Origin of the sequence: Variovorax sp. OK212, assembly GCF_900112425.1 — a bacterium.
Lineage (GTDB): Bacteria > Pseudomonadota > Gammaproteobacteria > Burkholderiales > Burkholderiaceae_C > Variovorax.
In genome coordinates this window covers 1-16,376 of the sequence record NZ_FOLP01000008.1, presented here as the reverse complement: position 1 = coordinate 16,376, position 16,376 = coordinate 1, and the positions used below count along the sequence as shown (strand labels likewise).

The 16,376-nt window shown below is 70.5% G+C and carries 13 protein-coding genes; 8 read left to right on the top strand and 5 right to left on the bottom strand.

Features of this window, described 5'->3' with window-relative positions; genetic code table 11:
* Positions 1–44: 44 nt before the first annotated feature.
* Positions 45–1,148, top strand: coding sequence for an RNA methyltransferase (locus tag BM004_RS22490; protein ID WP_256219993.1), 1,104 nt, complete (start codon positions 45–47; stop codon positions 1,146–1,148).
* Here the strand turns inward: BM004_RS22490 and BM004_RS22485 are convergent.
* The 3 genes from BM004_RS22485 to BM004_RS22475 all read right to left on the bottom strand — a co-directional run bounded on the left by BM004_RS22485 (position 1,145) and on the right by BM004_RS22475 (position 5,844).
* Entirely contained in the window at positions 1,145–2,785 is a 1,641-nt protein-coding gene (locus tag BM004_RS22485; protein WP_093216896.1) for a thiamine pyrophosphate-binding protein, read from the bottom strand. The two genes, BM004_RS22490 and BM004_RS22485, sit on opposite strands and share 4 nt — an antisense overlap.
* A gap of 133 nt (positions 2,786–2,918) precedes the next feature.
* Positions 2,919–4,811 carry a sensor histidine kinase gene (locus tag BM004_RS22480; protein WP_143072476.1) on the bottom strand — a complete coding sequence of 631 codons (1,893 nt, stop codon included), beginning with the start codon at positions 4,809–4,811 and terminating at the stop codon, positions 2,919–2,921.
* A gap of 154 nt (positions 4,812–4,965) precedes the next feature.
* Entirely contained in the window at positions 4,966–5,844 is an 879-nt protein-coding gene (locus tag BM004_RS22475) for a LysR substrate-binding domain-containing protein (RefSeq protein WP_093216891.1), read from the bottom strand.
* Positions 5,845–5,950: 106 nt separating this feature from the next.
* Between BM004_RS22475 and BM004_RS22470 the strand changes: the two genes are divergently transcribed.
* From BM004_RS22470 to metC, 4 genes are all read left to right on the top strand, one after another.
* Positions 5,951–6,541, top strand: coding sequence for a cysteine dioxygenase family protein (locus BM004_RS22470; RefSeq protein WP_093216888.1), 591 nt, complete (start codon positions 5,951–5,953; stop codon positions 6,539–6,541).
* An 84-nt stretch (positions 6,542–6,625) separates the two neighbouring features.
* Entirely contained in the window at positions 6,626–8,233 is a 1,608-nt protein-coding gene (locus tag BM004_RS22465; RefSeq protein ID WP_093216885.1) for a rhodanese-like domain-containing protein, read from the top strand.
* A 75-nt stretch (positions 8,234–8,308) separates the two neighbouring features.
* Entirely contained in the window at positions 8,309–9,319 is a 1,011-nt protein-coding gene (locus BM004_RS22460; RefSeq protein WP_093130218.1) for a Bug family tripartite tricarboxylate transporter substrate binding protein, read from the top strand.
* Between the two features lie 49 nt (positions 9,320–9,368).
* Complete coding sequence (metC, locus tag BM004_RS22455; RefSeq protein WP_093216883.1) at positions 9,369–10,574, top strand: cystathionine beta-lyase; 1,206 nt, start codon at positions 9,369–9,371, stop codon at positions 10,572–10,574.
* Positions 10,575–10,578: 4 nt separating this feature from the next.
* On the opposite strand, the gene BM004_RS22450 is transcribed toward metC, so the two are convergent.
* The gene (locus tag BM004_RS22450) at positions 10,579–11,658 is read right to left on the bottom strand and encodes an agmatine deiminase family protein (protein ID WP_256219992.1); all 1,080 of its coding nucleotides are present in this window, start codon (positions 11,656–11,658) and stop codon (positions 10,579–10,581) included.
* Between the two features lie 109 nt (positions 11,659–11,767).
* Here BM004_RS22450 and BM004_RS22445 point away from each other — a divergent pair, with 109 nt between their 5' ends.
* The 3 genes from BM004_RS22445 (at position 11,768) to BM004_RS22435 (ending at position 15,067) form a co-directional block, all read left to right on the top strand.
* The gene (locus tag BM004_RS22445) at positions 11,768–12,649 is read left to right on the top strand and encodes a LysR family transcriptional regulator (protein ID WP_093216879.1); all 882 of its coding nucleotides are present in this window, start codon (positions 11,768–11,770) and stop codon (positions 12,647–12,649) included.
* Positions 12,650–12,731: 82 nt separating this feature from the next.
* Entirely contained in the window at positions 12,732–13,910 is a 1,179-nt protein-coding gene (locus tag BM004_RS22440) for an agmatine deiminase family protein (RefSeq protein ID WP_371270264.1), read from the top strand.
* Between the two features lie 95 nt (positions 13,911–14,005).
* A complete protein-coding gene (locus tag BM004_RS22435) occupies positions 14,006–15,067 on the top strand; it encodes an agmatine deiminase family protein (protein WP_371270388.1) in 1,062 nt (353 codons plus the stop codon).
* A gap of 34 nt (positions 15,068–15,101) precedes the next feature.
* Here the strand turns inward: BM004_RS22435 and BM004_RS22430 are convergent.
* Positions 15,102–16,376, bottom strand: a 1,275-nt coding sequence (locus tag BM004_RS22430; protein ID WP_143120471.1) for an autotransporter family protein, incomplete at its 5' end; no start/stop codon positions are given.

The window sequence follows — 16,376 nt, the reverse complement described above, 5'->3', positions numbered from 1 at the left end:
CAGAGCCACCAGAGCCCGCAGCGCCCCCCTGCCCTGCCCCACGCATGCGAATCCACGAACTGAAACGCCGGCTGCGCGAAGCCGGCGCGGGCCCCAGCCACGAGCAGCGCATCCTGCGGCTGTGGTCACATGCATTGCCGCGCGACAGCGGCCGGCGCCTGCCGCACAGCTTCTTCCCGTCGTCGCTGATGGAGGCCCTGCCCGCCATCGAGGCCGAGCTTGCGGGGCTGGCGCGCATTCACGCGGTGCACCCCGGCGCCGACGGCTCCGAGCGGCTGCTGGTGGCCCTTGCCGACGGGCAGACCGTGGAGAGCGTGCTGCTGCCGCGCGACGGCCTGTGCGTCTCGTCGCAGGTCGGGTGCGCGGTCGGCTGCCAGTTCTGCATGACGGGCCGCGACGGCCTGCTGCGCCAGGTGGGCAGCGCCGAGATCATTGCCCAGGTCGCCCTTGCGCGCCTGCGGCGGCCGGTGCGCAAGGTGGTGTTCATGGGCATGGGCGAGCCGGCCCACAACCTGGACAACGTGCTGGAGGCCATCGAGCTGCTCGGCACGGTGGGCAATGTCGGCCACAAGAACCTGGTGTTCTCGACCGTGGGCGACCCGCGCGCGTTCGAGCGGCTGCAGCAGGAGCGCGTGAAGCCCGCGCTGGCCCTCTCGCTGCACACCACCAAGGCCGAGCTGCGCAGGAAGCTGCTGCCGCGCGCGCCCAACATGACGCCCGAGGAAGTGGTCGCCGCGGGCGAGCGTTATGCGCGCGCCACGGGTTACCCCATTCAGTACCAATGGACGCTGCTGGAAGGCGTGAACGACGGGCCGGACGAGATTGAAGGCCTGGTGCAACTGCTCTCGGGCAAGTACGGCGTGCTGAACATGATTCCGTTCAACGCGGTGGACGGCGTGGCGTTCAGCCGCCCGTCGTGGGAGCGCTGCGAGCAGATGGCGCGCACGCTGCACCAGCGCGGCATCCTCACGAAGCTGCGCAACTCGGCCGGCCAGGACATCGACGGCGGCTGCGGCCAGTTGAGGGCGCGCGCGGCCGAGGTGCAGGTGGTGCTGCACAGGCCGAAGACCGGCGCCGAGCCGGGCCTTCGTTCCGGTGCTGCCGGCCCTACCGGTTCGGCCGGCGCTACTGGCGCTACCGGCGGCTAGCGCCGGATCTGCGGCGCGGGCACGCCCTCGATCACCACGTTCAGGCACGCCGGCATTCCGCTGGCGAGCGCCCGCCGCGCGGCGGGCAGCAGCTCGGCGGCCTCCGTCACGCACTCGCCATGCGCGCCGAAGGCTTGCGCCACGGTGTCGTAGCGCGTGGGCCGCAGCTCGCAGCCGATCAATCGTTCGGGCCCGTAGTCGCGCAGCTGGATCTGGTACTCGGCGTTCCAGCGCGCGTCGTTGCCGACCACCGCGACGAAGGACAGCCCGTAGCGAACCGCGGTGTCGAACTCGGCGATGTGAAAGCCCACGGTGCCGTCGCCCATGACCGCGACCACGGGCGCCTCGGGTCGGGCGCAGCGCGCCGCGAGCGCATAGGGCAGCCCGGCGCCGATCGACCCGGCCACGCCGTTGTTCACGCGGTGCGGTGCGCGCAGGCAGGCCATGGCCCACTGGCCGATCTCGCCGCCATCGCAGACGAGCACCGATTCGGGATGGCTGTCGAGCAGGGCCTGAAGGGGGCGCAGCATCTGCACCGGGTGCAGCCGGCCCGGCGATGGCGCGCTGGCGCTGTCCCACGCGGCGGGCCGGTAGGCCAGCGCCTCGTGCGCTTCGCTCAGCCACGCAGAAGCCGCCGGCTCGCGCGCGGCCGGCGATGCGGCATCGGTCAGCGCGCGCAATGCCGATGCGGCATCGGCCTGCGCCACGGTCTGCAACCGGTCGCCGAGCGCACGGCGGCTGCGATCGATCTCGGCCTGCTCGGCATCGACCTGATGCACCTGCGTCGCCGCGGGAAAGGCAGCGCCGAACTTGACCGTGAAGTCGACCCGCTTTCCCACGAGCAGCAGGCAGTCGACGCGGGCCGCGAGCTGGGCGAACGCGCCCAGGCTTGCATCGCCGGCGCCGCGCGGGCTCTCCATGCCGACCACGGGAATGCCGGTCGCCTCTTCGAGCGCATGGGTCAGCGCGCGGCCGCTGCGTGTCATGCACGAGGGTCCGACGACGATCATGGGGTTGCGGGCTGCTGCAAGACAGTCGAGCAACCGCGCCGCAACGGCCGCATCGAGCGGCATCGGCTCGGGTGCGAACGCTGCCGCATCCAAAGTGAAGGAAGCGTCTGCCACAGCAGCTTCGAGCACATCGGTCGGCAAGCTCAGGTGCACCGGCCCCGGCCGGCCCGACCGCGCGAGACGGATCGCCCTGGCGATGTCGGCGGCAACGTCGTCGGCGCTGGCGCATGTCCAGGCGGCCTTGCAGACCGGCGCGGCCATCTCGGCCTGGCGCATCTCCTGGAACGCGCCCTGCCCGAGTTGGTCGTTCGGCGCGTGGCCGGACAGCAGCACGACCGGCGCCTCGGCCATCTGCGCGGTGTACAGCGCCGCCACCGCGTTCGCGTGCCCCGGGCCGCCCGTCACCAGGGCAATGCCCACTTCGCCGGTGATGCGCGCCCACGCATCGGCCATGTGGACCGTGCTGGCCTCATGACGCGTGTGCACGAGCTCGATGCCGGCGCCGAACGCGGCGTCGAACACCGGCATGATGTGGTTGCCCGACAGCGTGAAGATGCGCTTCACGCCCGCGGCTTGCAGGGACTGGATCAGCGCATCGGCGCCTCGACGGCGAGTGGGTTCTGTCATGCTGGGAAGTTCGGTTTTCAGGTGCCGGGCCCGAGTGAATGGCGCTGGCCCGAATGCAAGCGTTGACCCGGACAGGAAGTGCGCGGCGCAGGGCGGCCGATTATCTTTCAGGCGCCACCTTCGAAGGCGCGCGTCAGTCGATGGCGAAGGCGGCCCCACCCGCGGTTGCCTCGGGCACCGGCAGGTGCAGGCACAGCACGGTTTCCCCGGGCCGCGAGCGCAGCGTGAGCGTGCCGCCCAGCGCGGCGGCGCGCACGCGCATGTTGGTCAGGCCCCGGCCGCCGGACCTGGCGTTGGCGTCGAAGCCGCGGCCGTTGTCGCACAGGTTGATCTCGATGCGTTCGCCGATGCGCTGGCCGTTGCCGTTGCCGTTGCCGTTGCCGTTGCCGTTGCCGTTGCCCTCGCCTTCCCCGCCACCGGGCACCAGCCGCGCAACCAGGCTGGCCTGCGTGGCCGCCGAGTGCGCCATCATGTTGGCGAACGCCTCGAACAGCAGCATCTGCATCTGGTGGGACTCGCGCGCGGTCCAGCCCGCCATCGTCGGCAGGTGGCCGACGTCCCAGTGCAGGTCGATGCCCTCGGCCTGCAGCCGCGGCCCGAGCCGGTAGCGCACCGTGCCCAGCGCGGAGGCCACGTCGCCTTCGCAGCCGTGCATGGCGTCCACCGTGAGCTTGAGCTGGTCGACCGCGTCGCGCAAATGCAGCGCGACGTCGCCGAGCGCCGCGCCCGGCTGCTGGGCCATGCGCAGCACGCCCATGAGCTGGCCGCCCAGGCCGTCGTGCAGGTCCTGTGTGAGGCGCTGTCGCTCCTCGAGCGCGCCGCGCGCCTTCTCGCCTTCGCGCTCGCGGGCAAAGGCGGCCTCCAGCGCGGCGTTGCGCTCGGCGAGTTCGGCTTCCAGCGCGACGTTCATGGCCGCCATGACACGGGCGTCCTTGCGCATGCGCTCGGCAATGATCCAGGCCAGCGAGATGGCAAAGCCCACCCACGCGAAGCGGACCCACGGCACCATGGCGTAGGCCTCGGGCGAGGTGCGCATCACCCACACGTCGCGCGCGCCGCACAGCACGATCAGCAGCACGGCCACGGCCAGCACGCGATGCTCGAGCACCGCGCTGCGCAGCGCCACGCGCAACACCACGACCATCATCGCCAGCGCCATCAGCAGGCTCAGCCCGCGCCACAACGGCATGAGCCACAGCACCGGCACCAGGATGCCGATCGCGGCCGTCACCGGCGCCAGCCACGCCATCAGGCCCAGGAAGCGCGCCAGCGGGCTGTCGTCGCGCCCCACCACGGAAAGCGCGAAGCGGCACAGCAGGGGCGTGGCCGCCTGGAACGCCGCCAGCGGCAGCACGCCCCACCAGGGCCAGGCCAAGGGCGCATGCGTGAACAGCACGCGCGCCGTCTGCACCGACCACAGCAGCTCGCCCAGGCCGTAGTAGAGGTAGATGGGTTCGCGCTGGCGCAGCCACACCAGCAGCGACAGAGCACCCAGCACGCCGCTCACGATGGCAATGAAGCGCCCGCCGCTGACGTGCCAGAACAGCGCCTGCTCGTACAGCGGACGAATCTCGGCCTCGCTGCCCGCCACCACCGGCGACAGGCCGCCCTGCCGCGCGGCCTGCGCGGCAATGGCGATTTCCACGCGCTGCGGCGATGTCTGGCCCGAGGCCGGCAGCAGGAAGTACTGCGGCTCGATCGCCGCGTCGTCATAGGGGCCCGGGGGAAAGGCGCCGAAGCGCGCCATTTCATGGCCGTTCACAGACAGCCGGTAGCTGTTGCCCAGGCGCGGCACGAACAGCGCAAGAGGGGTGTGGGGGTCGGCGGCCGGAATCTCGAAGGTGAACCGCGCCTCGCCATCGACCGCGCCCTGCCGCTCGTCCCAGAGGTAGGGCAGCGACACGGTCTGGGGGCTTTCGGCGGGGGCCGGGGCCTGGCCGCGCAAGGCCAGCGTGAGCTGCGCCTGCTCCACCAGCGTCACGGCGCGGGCGGAAACGCTCCATCCCAGCCCTGCGAGCACAAGCATCACCCACAGCAGGCGCCATACGAGCGCTTTGTTTCGTCGACCCATGACGCCGCCGACTGTAGCAACAATTCCTTGCAGAACTGTCGCCCAAGCGCACACAAGCCGTTTCGCGCTCTCGGGTTTGACGTTCCGAGGTTCTGGCTCTTCTGGTGCTTCAGGCCGGCACGTCGGTGCGCGGCAGCCGCAGGTGCTTCTTCAGCGTCTCGAACACCTGGCGCGTGACCGGGTTCACCACATGGCTGCGCACGTAGAGGTAGTACGCCAGGTCGGGCAGCCGCGGCATGCCGTCGCCCGCGCCCAGCACGCGCAGGCCGGCGTCGAGCTGCTCCACGCCGCGCGCGGTCACGCCGAGCCCCGCGCGCAGCGCGGCCTTGATGCCGATCAGGCTCGACGAGGTGTAGCGCGGCGTCCAGGCCACGCCCGCCGTGTCGAGCGCCTCGTGGCCGATGCGCCGGAAGATGCTGGGGCCGTCGGCCATGATGAGCGGCACCGGCTTGGTCGGGTCGTGCACGTAGCCCGCGGCGCACAGCCACACGGTGGGCGAGTTGCGCAGCACCACGCCCTCGAACTGCGACTGCGCATCGGCGCGGTTGGAAATGATCATGTCGACCTCGCCGCTCTTCAGCGAAGTCATCAGGTAGGGGCTGCGGCCGATGTGGATGTCCAGCTGCAGCAGCGGCGAGGTGCGCGCCACCTCGGTCAGCAGCAGCGGCAGCATGGTCTCGGCCACGTCGTGCGGCGCGCCGATGCGCAGGTTGCCTTCGAGCTGGCCCTGGCGCAAGCTGCGCAGGGCCTCGTCGTTCAGCGCGAGCATGTGGTGCGTGTAGGTGAGCAGGCGTTCGCCGTGCTCGGTGAGCCGCTTCTGGCGGCCCTGCTTGGCGAACAGCGGATGGCCGATCTGCTCCTCGAGCCGCTGCATCTGCTGCGTGATGGCCGACTGCGTGCGCTCCAGGTGAACGGCCGCCGCCGCGAAGCTGTGGTGGCTGACAACGGCGGCAAAGGAGCGCAGCAGTTCAAGATCGAGGGTGGCCATACATTAATTTTATTGATGTGTTTGTTGCACCGCTTGGATTGTTGCGTCACGCGCCGGTCACTACAGTGAATGCATACCGAACACGCAACCCCACTGGAGAACACGCATGAGCACCCCATCCGAGCAACGCCAGCAGGCCGTGACCGCGTCCATCGATGCGATGAAGAAAGCCATCGGCGGCGCTGAAGCAACCCGCGAGACGCTCGACGTGGTGCTCGGCTCGCTGCAAGACCTGGCCGCGCACACCGCGTACTGGGGCGCCGCCGACTTCCCGCCGCCCGAGGCCGGCGAGCACCAGGCGCGCTACCTGATCGCCGAAGACGCCGACCAGAGCTATGCGCTCTACCTGAACGTGATGCGCCCCGGCAAGAAGATCGTGCCGCACAACCACACGACCTGGGCCTGCATCGCGGCCGTGGAAGGCACCGAGCACAACCGCGTGTACGAGCGCACCGACGACGGCGCCGTGGCCGGCAAGGGCCGGCTCGAGGAAACGGCACTGGTCGTCGTGGCACCGGGCACGGGCATCGCGCTGATGCCCGAGGACATCCACTCGGTGGAGATCCAGGGCGAGCAGGTGATCCGCCACCTGCACATGTACGGCCGCGCGCTCGAAACGCTGAACCAGCGCACCGCCTACGACCTGGCCGCGGGCACCTACCAGACCATGGGCATCGGCGTGCAGACGCGCCGCTGAAGCGCCTTCCGGCTTTCCACTTTTGTTCATGCGGGCCGCACGCGCGGCCTCGCAGGACCCCGTTCGTCCCAACGACTTGTTCTCATGACCTCCTTCATCGACCCGAAGACCCTCAAATCCTGGCTGCACGACGGCGCGGAGATTGCGCTGCTCGACGTGCGCGAGCACGGCCAGTACGGCGAGGCGCACCTGTTCTACGGCATCCCGCTGCCCTTCAGCCGGCTCGAGCTCGACGTGCCGCGCCTGGTGCCGCGCCGCGGCGCGCGGGTGGTGGTCTATGACGAAGGCGACGGCGCATCCGCCGGCGTGGCACAGCGTGCCGCCGCGCAGCTGGCCGCGCTGGGCTACACCGGCGTGCACGTGCTGCAGGGCGGCGCCCTCGCATGGAAGGCCGCGGGCTACGTGCTCTTCGCGGGCGTCAACCTGCCCTCGAAGACCTTCGGCGAACTGGCCGAGGAGGTCTATCACACGCCCCGCGTCAGCGCCGACCAGCTCGCCGAGATGCTGGCGCGCAACGACAAGGTGGTGGTGCTCGACGGCCGGCCCGTGAGCGAGTTCCACAAGATGAACATCCCGAGCGCCACCTGCTGCCCCAACGGCGAGCTGGCCTACCGCGTGCGGCAGCTGGTGCCCGACACCACCACGCCCATCGTCATCAACTGCGCGGGGCGCACGCGCAGCATCATCGGCGCGCAGACGCTGATCAACCTCGGGCTGCCCAACCCGGTGTACGCGCTGGAGAACGGCACGCAGGGCTGGTACCTGAACGACCACGTGCTGGAGCACGGCGGCACGCGCCGCTACGCCGACGACAGCGGCAACACCGACCTGCGCCCCGCCGCGAAAGCACTGGCCGCGCGCTTCGACGTACCGGTGGTCACCGCGCCCACGGTGCAGCAGTGGGCCGCCGAGGCTGCCAACACGTGCCGCAGCCTGTTCCTGTGCGACGTGCGCACACCCGAAGAGTTCGCCGCCGGCAGCCTGCCGGGCGCGCAGCACACGCCGGGCGGCCAGCTGATGCAGGCCGGCGACCAGTACGTCGGCGTGCGCGGCGCGCGGCTCGTGCTGTTCGACAACGACGGCGTGCGCGCGCCGACCATCGCGAGCTGGCTGCGGCAGATGGGCCACGACGCGAGCGTGCTCGAAGGCGGCCTCGCGAGCGGGCTGTCGCTGGCGCCCGCCAAGGCACCGGCGGCTCCTCCACTGGCCACCATCGATGCGCAAGCGCTCGCCGCGCGGCTCGAGAAGAACGACGTGGCGGTGATCGACCTGCGCGGCAGCATGCCGTTTCGCGCCGGGCACATCGCACAGGCGCGCTGGTCGATCCGCCCGCGCCTGGCCGCCGACGTGAAGAACGAGACGCGCCAGTTGGTGCTGGTGGCCGACGACGCCGCGCTCGCGGCTTGGACCGCGGCCTCCGAACTCGCGAACCTGCCTGCGCCGCTGCTGCTGCAGGGCGGCATGGCCGCCTGGCGCGCCGCCGGCCTGCCGCTGGAAGCCACGCCCGCGCTGCCCGCCGATGCCGACTGCATCGACTACCTGTTCTTCGTGCACGACCGCCACGACGGCAACAAGGAAGCCGCTCGCCGCTACCTCGCATGGGAGACCGGTCTCGTCGCGCAGCTCGATGCGCAGGAAAAAGCCGCTTTCCGCCTGCCTGCGGCGGTGGCGGCCACGCCATCGCACCAGTGATCCACCCCTGATCCACCCCCCGGTTTTCGCTTTCTGTTGTTCGTCCTTGTCCGTTCCTATTCCAGGAGTCCTGTCATGTCGTCTGTCAGTCGCATCTCACCGCTCGTTCGCCTCGCCGTCGCCGCCACCTGGCTCGCGGCGCTGGTCGTGCACCCCGCCACCGCCGAGCCGATGGCGCAGCGCCACGGCTTCCCGTCGCAAACGATCAAGTTCATCTCGCCCTTCCCGCCCGGCGGCGGCAACGACGCCACCGCGCGCCTCGTCACCACGCGCCTGCCGGAAATCATCGGCCAGGCGGCCGTGGTCGACAACCGTGGCGGCGCGGGCGGCAACATCGGCGCCAAGGCCGTGGCCGACGCCAAGCCCGACGGCTACACCGTGCTCACCTCGCAGGTGTCGATCATGGCCGTGAACCCCACGCTGTATGCGCAGGCGGGCTTCGACCCGGTCAAGAACTTCATCCCGATCACGCAGATCAACGCCGCGCCGCTCGCGCTGGTGGTCGACGCCAACTCGGCCCTCAAGAGCTTCGGCGACCTGGCCGCCAAGGCCAAGTCGAGCCCCGGCAAGGTGACCTACGCGACACCGGGCAACGGCACGCTGTCGCACCTGGTGGGCGTGGTGCTGGGCAAGGACAACGGCATCGAGATGACCCACGTGCCCTACAAGGGCGCCGGCCCCGCGCTGACCGACCTGCTCGGCGGGCAGGTCGACGTGCTGGTGACCTCCACCGCGTCGGTGGCGGGCCTGGTGCAGAACGGCAAGCTGCGCGTGCTGGCCGTGACCAGCCCGCGGCGCATCGGCGTGTTCGCCAAGGCACCGACGCTCGAAGAGCTCGGCTACGCCGGCGCGCGCTTCGAGGACTGGTACGGCTTCTTCGCACCGGCCGGCACGCCGCCCGAACGCGTGGCCTACCTGAACGAAGCCATCGTGCGCGCGCTGCGCCTGCCCGAAGTGGCCAAGCTCGTGACCGACGGCGGCAGCGAGGTGGTCGGCAATTCGTCGGAAGCCTTTGCCGCGCAGATGCGCCAGGACATCGATCGCTGGTCGCGCATCGTCAAGCTCTCCGGCGCCCGCGCCGATTGACGCAACATAGCGGCCTGAAATTCTTTCGCCATCCGCCCTCTTCATCACCATGTCCGACCCGCACAACGTCCCCGCAGACCTGGCCCCCGACACGCGGCTCACGCGCACCGGCAAGAACCCGTCGCATGCGGGCGGCTCGCCCGTCAACACGCCGCTGGTGCGCGCCAGCACCGTGCTGTTCGACAGCGTGGGCGCCATGCGCGATGCGCGGGCGCGGCGCGACGGCGAGCGTGTGTTCAGCTACGGCGCGCGCGGCACGCCGACCACCTTCGCGCTCGAAGACGCGGTGAGCGAGCTCGAAGGCGCCTACCGCACGCGGCTCTTCCCGACCGGGCTGGCCGCCATCGGCATGGTGCTGCTGTCGTACCTGAAGCCGGGCGACCATGTGCTCATGTCGGACAGCGTGTACGAGCCCACGCGCAACCTCGTGCATTCGTTCCTCGAGCCCTACGGCATCCGCAGCAGCTTCTTCGCGGCGGACGGCAGCGGCATCGAGGACCTGTTCGAGCCCGCCACGCGGCTGGTGTACGCGGAGTGCCCCGGCTCGCTGGTGTACGAGATGTGCGACCTGCCGAAGCTGGCCGCGCTCACGCATGCGCGCGGCGCGCTGCTGGCGGCCGACAACACCTGGGGTTCGGGCCTGCAGTACCGCCCGCTCGCGCTGGGCGCGGACATCTCGACGATGGCCGCGACCAAGTACCTCTCGGGCCACTCCGACGTGATGATGGGCACCGTCGCCACCACCGAGGCCGCATGGCGGCCACTGAACGAACGCTGCGACGCCTTCGGCATGACCGTGAGCCCCGATGACGCGTGGCTGGTGCTGCGCGGCATCCGCACGCTGTCGGCGCGGCTGCAGATGCACGAGCGGCATGCGCTCGAAGTGGCGCACTGGCTCGAGCAGCGGCCCGAGGTGGCCACCGTGTTCTGCCCGGCGCTGCCGCAGCACCCGGGCCACGACATCTGGAAGCGCGACTGCAGCGGCACCAACGGGCTGCTGTCGATCGAGCTGAAGCCCGGCACCGGGAACGCCGCGGTCGAGCGCTTCGTCGATGCGCTCACGCTGTTCGGGCGTGGCTCGTCATGGGGCGGCTACGAAAGCCTGGTGGCGTGGACCAACATGCGCGCCGCACGCAGCGTGACCGACTGGAGCGGGCGCGGGGCGGTGGTGCGGTTGCATGTCGGGCTGGAGGCACCGGCGGATCTGGTGGCGGACCTGGCGCGCGGGTTTGCGGCGATGAACACAGGGGCCTAATTCCCTAGGAGGCCGGGCCGAAGCCCGCGCCGCGCCAGCGGGCGGCCGGCAGGGGTTGCTGCTGCGTCGAGCAGTGCGCGGCGCCGCCGCCCAGCGAGATGGCATCGATCGGCAGCAGCTCGATCGTGCGGCCCGCGAAGGCACGGGCGAACACCTCGCGCGCCTGTGCGTCCTGCGGCACGCCGAAGGCCGTGGAGATCACCGCGCCGTTGACCAGCATGTAGTTCGCATAGGTGTCGCAGAAGCGCTCGCTGCCGTGGTTGCGAACCTGCCGCGGCACGGGCAGGTCGAGCACTTCGAAGCGGCGGCCCTGCGCGTCGGTTGCCAGCGCCAGCGCACGGCGGTTTTCCTGCATGGCGCAGTAGAGCTCACCCTGGTCGGGGTCGGCGGCATTGAAGAGGATGCGGCCCGGTGCCGTGAAGGAGGCGATGCCGTCCACATGGCCGTCGGTCTCGACCTCGCCCGGGTGGCCCGGGAGCCAGACGATCTTGCGCACGCCCAGCATGCGCCGCAGTTCGGCCTCGATGTCGGCCTTGCGCATGCCCGGATTGCGGTTGGGATGCAGCAGGCAGCTCTCGGTGGTCAGCAGGGTGCCCTGCCCGTCGACGTAGAAGGCGCCGCCCTCCAGCACCATGTCCGACGCGACCAGCGGCACGCCCACCCATGCCGCGATGTCGGCCGCGCAACGCCGGCAACCGTCGTGCGGGTGGTACTTGCCGCCCCACGCGTTGAAGCGGAAGCCCGCGGCCACCTGGGTGCGCCGCTGCGCGTCCACCAGGAAGACGGGGCCGCAGTCGCGCAGCCAGTTGTCCTCGACGGCCATGGGCACGACGCAGACCCGCGGGCCGCACAGCTCGCGCGCCCGGTCGGCCAGCGGTGCGTGGGCGGCGACGATGCAGCGCTGGTAGCGGGCGATCGTGCGCGCGAGCAGCGCAAAGGCGCGGCAGACCGCGTCGTAGTGCGTGCCCCAGAGTTCTTCGCGGTCGGCCAGCACCGGCCAGCCCAGCCAGGTGGCCGCCATCGGCTCCCATTCGGCGGGCATGCGCAAGCCGGCGCGGCGGCAGTCGAAATCGTTCGGTATCACGTCGTTCCTCGGGTGTGTCGTTCAAAGGGACGCGTACTATGAGTTGAACCCAGCTGATTGAAAAACGATGAATTTGCCATGTATTCATCGACCCAGCTCATATGTGCATATGTCAAACGCCAGACTGCCCTCTTTCAGGTTCCTGATCGGCTTCGAGGCGGCCGCCCGCCTGGGCAACTACTCGCGCGCCGCGGACGAGCTCTTCGTTTCCCAATCGGCCATCAGCCACCAGATCGCGCAGCTCGAGCAGCAGGTCGGCCAGCCGCTGTTCCGGCGCAAGGGCCGCGGCGTGGAACTGACGGTGGCGGGGCGCCTGCTGCTGGACAGCGTGAGCAAGTCGCTGGAGCAGATCCGCAACGGGCTCAGCCGCATCGAGACCTACATGGACGACAACCTGGTGACGGTGGTCTGCCCCGCGCCGATCGTCAGGGGCTGGCTGCAGGCGCGCGTGGACCAGCTGCTGCAGGCGCACCCGGCGCTGTGCCCGATCATCTCGATCGACGAGACGGCCCGCTACATCGACGAACTCGACGTGGACATCGCCATCACGCGCGAGCCGCTCAAGCAGCAGGGCGTGCTCGAAGTGCCGCTGCTGGACGACGAGCTGATCGCCGTCGGCGTGCCCGGCGCGGGGGCACCGCAGGACACCGGCATGCTGTGCCTGGAGGGCGACCTCACGAGCGACCGCATCGGTCCCTTCATCCGCGAGCACTTCGGCGGCCTGCGCAAGGTGGCGATCTACGACGATCCGCGCCTGCTGCTGGACGCCGCGCTGCGCGGGCGCGGCCTGGCCTTGCTCTCGCGGCTGCTGGCCGACGAGGCCCTGCGCAACGGCCAGCTGCAACACCTGGCCGGCTTTCCGAGCCTGCCGCTGGGCACCGTATGGATGTCGCGCACCGGCGGGGAGCCGCGGCTGCCGCTGGTGCGCGAGGTCTTCGACAGCCTGCTGGGCTATGCGCGCGACGCGCAAGACAATCATGAGCTGGGTTGATTGATTCAGCCAATAAAGATCAGTTATGCAAATGAATAAAGGTCGACAGAATCCGATGCCCTGGTAGTAACCCTTAGTTTTCATGACAACTCGACGTGCCCTGATGGGCCTGGGCAGCCTCGGATTGCTGGGCGGAATGCTCGGCGCCTGCGGCGGTGGTGGCAGTGGCGGCGGCTCGTCCGCCCTTTTCCCTGCATGGCCCCCTTCTCCTTCCCTCACGCCTTCACCGGCGGCCGCCCCCGTGGCTTCCAGCGGCTGCGACGGCTGGCAGATGCCCGACGAAGGCGGCGCGCACCGCGCCGTATGGATGGCCTTCGCGGCTCGCGAATCCATCTGGACGGCGCAGCTGCGCCAGCCGGTGCAGCAGGCGCTGGCACGCATCGCCAATGCCATCAGCGTGTACGAGCCGGTCCGCATGCTGGTGACCCCGGAAGACTTCGCCACCGCGCGGCAGCTCTGCGGCTCCAACGTGCAACTGATCGAACACGGCATCGACGACCTCTGGATGCGCGACACCGGCTGCGTGTTCGTGCGCAACGCACGCGGCGAACGCGCCGCCGTGGGCTTCAACTTCAACGGCTGGGGCAACAAGCAGGCCCATGCGCGCGATGCCACGGTGGCGGCCTTCATGGCCGGGCAGGCGGGCGTTCCCCTGCTGCGCAGCAGCCTGGTGCTCGAGGGCGGCGGCATCGAGGTCGACGGCCAGGGCACGGCCGTCATCACCGAGAGCTGCGTGCTCAACGCCAACCGCAATCCGGGCGTGGGCAAGGCCGATGCGGAAGCCGAGCTCAAGCGGCTGCTGGGACTGGAAAAGATCATCTGGCTGCCGGGCATCGCGGGCCGCGACATCACCGACGGGCACACCGATTTCTACGCCCGCTTCCTCAAGCCGGGCGTGCTGGTGGCGGCGCTGGACAACGACAGCCAGTCGTTCGACCACGCCGTGACGCGGCGGCACCTGGAACTGCTGCGCACGGCCACCGACGCGCGCGGACGCGCCCTGCAGATCGTCACGCTGGAAACGCCGGGACAGGTACGGCCGGCGTACGCGCGAAAGGACTTCGCGGCCGGCTACGTGAATTTCCTGATCACCGACAAGGCCCTGTTCCTGCCCGAATTCGGCGATGCTGTCGCCGACCGGGCGGCGCGCGATGCGCTGGCCGCCCATCTGCCCAGCCATCAGATCGTGCAGCTGAACATCGACGCCATCGCCGCGGGCGGCGGCGGCATTCATTGCACGACGCAGCAGGAGCCGGCGTGAGCGCGCCGCCCACCGAGGAGCCCGACATGCGTTTTTCCGCGACACGCCGCCGCCTGCTGGGCGGCCTGGGCCTCGCGCCGCTGGGCTGGGCCGTCATGCCGGCGGTCACGGCGGTCACAGCCGCCAGGGCCGCAAGCCCGGGCGGGGCCACGGGTGACACATGGCACATGCCCGACGAAGGCGAGCCGCACCGCGCCACCTGGATGTCCTTCGGCCCCAGCGAGGAAGTGTGGGGCCGGCGCCTGCTGAAGCCGGCGCGCGAGCACCTGGCCGGCATTGCCCGCGGCATCGCCGCCTTCGAGCCGGTGCACATGCTGGTGCGCGAGGAAGAGCAGGACATCGCCGCGCGCCTGTGCGGCGACCGCGTGCAGCTGGAGGTGCAGCCGGTCGACGATCTCTGGATGCGCGACACCGGGCCGGTGTTCGTGCGCAACGCCGCCGGCGAACGGGCCGGCGTGGACTTCAACTTCAACGGCTGGGGCGGCAAGCAGTCGCACGGCCACGACGCCGAGGTGGCCGAGTACGTGAGCGACGCGGCCGAGGTACAGCGCCTGCGCACCCGGCTCGTGCTGGAGGGCGGCGCCATCGAGGTGGACGGCGCCGGCACGGCGATCATCACCGAGAGCTGCGTGCTCAACGCCAACCGCAACCGGGGCCTGAGCAAGGAGACCTGCGAGGCCGAGCTCAGGCGACTGCTGGGCCTGCGCAAGATCATCTGGCTGCCGGGCATCGCGGGCCGCGACATCACCGACGGCCACACCGATTTCTACGCCCGCTTCGCGTCGCCCGGCGTGGTGGTGGCCGGCCTCGACGACGACCCCGACTCCTACGACCACGCGGTGACGCGGCGCCACCTGGAGATCCTGCGGCAGGCCACCGATGCGCGCGGACAGCGGCTGCGCGTGGAGGTGCTCAAGGGGCCGGCAACGGTGCGCAAGACCTTCGAGACACGCGAGTTCGCGGCGGGCTACATCAACTTCTACGTGTGCAACGGTGCCGTCTTCGCGCCGCAGTTCGGCGACGCGCGCGCCGACGGCAACGCCCGTTCGCTGCTGCGCGAGCTGTTTGCGGGACGCGAGGTGGTGCAGCTCGACATCGATGCCATCGCCGCGGGCGGCGGCGGCATCCACTGCACCACGCAACAGCAGCCGCGTTGAGGGCGCGGGCGTTGGCGTGGGCCCGCGCTCACGCTTACCAGCGCACCTTCACCCCGATGCTGCCTTCGATCCCGCTCTTCGTGCGCGCCCCGCCGCCCGAGCCCCACAGCTTGCCCACTTCCGCATACAGGCTCGTGCTCTCGGTCAGCTGCAGCGTGGCACCGCCGGCCAGCTCGGTGCTGGTGCCACCCGTGCGCGTGGCAATGTCGGTGAAGCCGGCCGGGCCGACGAAGCGGGTCACGTCGGTGCCACTGCCGCTGCGGTACACGTTCACGCGCACATAAGGCTGCAGCAGGCCGGCGCTGGTGGCGATCTCGCCCTTGACCCGCACGCCCGCGCGCACCAGCCAGCCGTTGTGGCTGTCCTGCTGCACCAGCGCACCGGCGATGCCGGTGTCGCCCAGGTTCACGCGCTGGTGCACCAGTTGCAGCTGCGGCTCGATGGTCCAGTTCTCGGCCAGCGGAAACGACTGGCCGACCTCGATCGACGCCAGCAGGCTGTTGCCCTTGCCCGAACTGCCGAAGCTCAGCGTGGGCGACGCGGTGTAGCGGTGGCGCCCTGCCTGCAGCACGCCGTCGACGTACAGGCCGCTGTCGTTCTTCCAGGTGGCGTAGGCGCCGACGTACTCGCTGCGCAGGTCGGTGGAGCCCACGCCGAGGTTCGCCAGGCCGCTGGCAAAGCCGGTCACGCGCATGTCGCCGTCGAGCTGGCCCACGTACACGCCCACGCGCCAGTTGGGGTCGGCCCACAGGTCGGTGCCGGCCTGGAAGCCGGTCAGGCGTCCCTTGCTGGTGGGGCTCACGGTGCCGCCCTGCGAAATGGTGCGGTCGGTGCTGATGATGCGGGCCCAGGCCTGGCGGTAGCCCTGCTCCGGCGACGCGGTGTTGGCGCCGCTCGGGCCGTCGTCGCCCACGCGCTGGTGCAGGTTGGACAGCATCGACAGGTTGGCCTGGCGAAACTGCTCGGGCAGCGCGGCGTACAGCGGCACTTCGGCGCGGTAGGTCGGCACGACCAGGCCGCCGCCGGTGGCGGTCCCTGTCCCTGTCCCCGTGCCCGTGCCGCCACCGGTGGCCGGCGGCACGGCCGTGGTGGTGGAGCGCAGGTACCAGTTCTCGCCCGCGCCGCTGGCGTCGGCCGCGTACAGCCGGTATTCGTAGGCACCCGCATCGACGTGGCCACCCGCGAGGCTGAACGCGCTCTTGGTGGTCTGCGCCGTGGTGGTGGCACCGCCGACGGCGCTGATCAACTCGATGCCGTTGCCGCTGGTCAATGCGCCCAGGCCGCCGAGGTTGGTGACCTGCACGTTGGT

Bases quoted from the DNA above. Each gene is read 5' to 3' on its own strand.
- BM004_RS22460 (WP_093130218.1), top strand. From the start codon at position 8,309: ATGTCGTCTGTCAGTCGCATCTCACCGCTCGTTCGCCTCGCCGTCGCC.
- BM004_RS22435 (WP_371270388.1), top strand. From the start codon at position 14,006: ATGCCGGCGGTCACGGCGGTCACAGCCGCCAGGGCCGCAAGCCCGGGC.
- metC (WP_093216883.1), top strand. From the start codon at position 9,369: ATGTCCGACCCGCACAACGTCCCCGCAGACCTGGCCCCCGACACGCGG.
- BM004_RS22445 (WP_093216879.1), top strand. From the start codon at position 11,768: ATGTCAAACGCCAGACTGCCCTCTTTCAGGTTCCTGATCGGCTTCGAG.
- BM004_RS22480 (WP_143072476.1), bottom strand. From the start codon at position 4,811: ATGCTTGTGCTCGCAGGGCTGGGATGGAGCGTTTCCGCCCGCGCCGTG.
- BM004_RS22475 (WP_093216891.1), bottom strand. From the start codon at position 5,844: ATGGCCACCCTCGATCTTGAACTGCTGCGCTCCTTTGCCGCCGTTGTC.
- BM004_RS22440 (WP_371270264.1), top strand. From the start codon at position 12,732: ATGACAACTCGACGTGCCCTGATGGGCCTGGGCAGCCTCGGATTGCTG.
- BM004_RS22485 (WP_093216896.1), bottom strand. From the start codon at position 2,785: ATGACAGAACCCACTCGCCGTCGAGGCGCCGATGCGCTGATCCAGTCC.
- BM004_RS22490 (WP_256219993.1), top strand. From the start codon at position 45: ATGCGAATCCACGAACTGAAACGCCGGCTGCGCGAAGCCGGCGCGGGC.
- BM004_RS22470 (WP_093216888.1), top strand. From the start codon at position 5,951: ATGAGCACCCCATCCGAGCAACGCCAGCAGGCCGTGACCGCGTCCATC.
- BM004_RS22465 (WP_093216885.1), top strand. From the start codon at position 6,626: ATGACCTCCTTCATCGACCCGAAGACCCTCAAATCCTGGCTGCACGAC.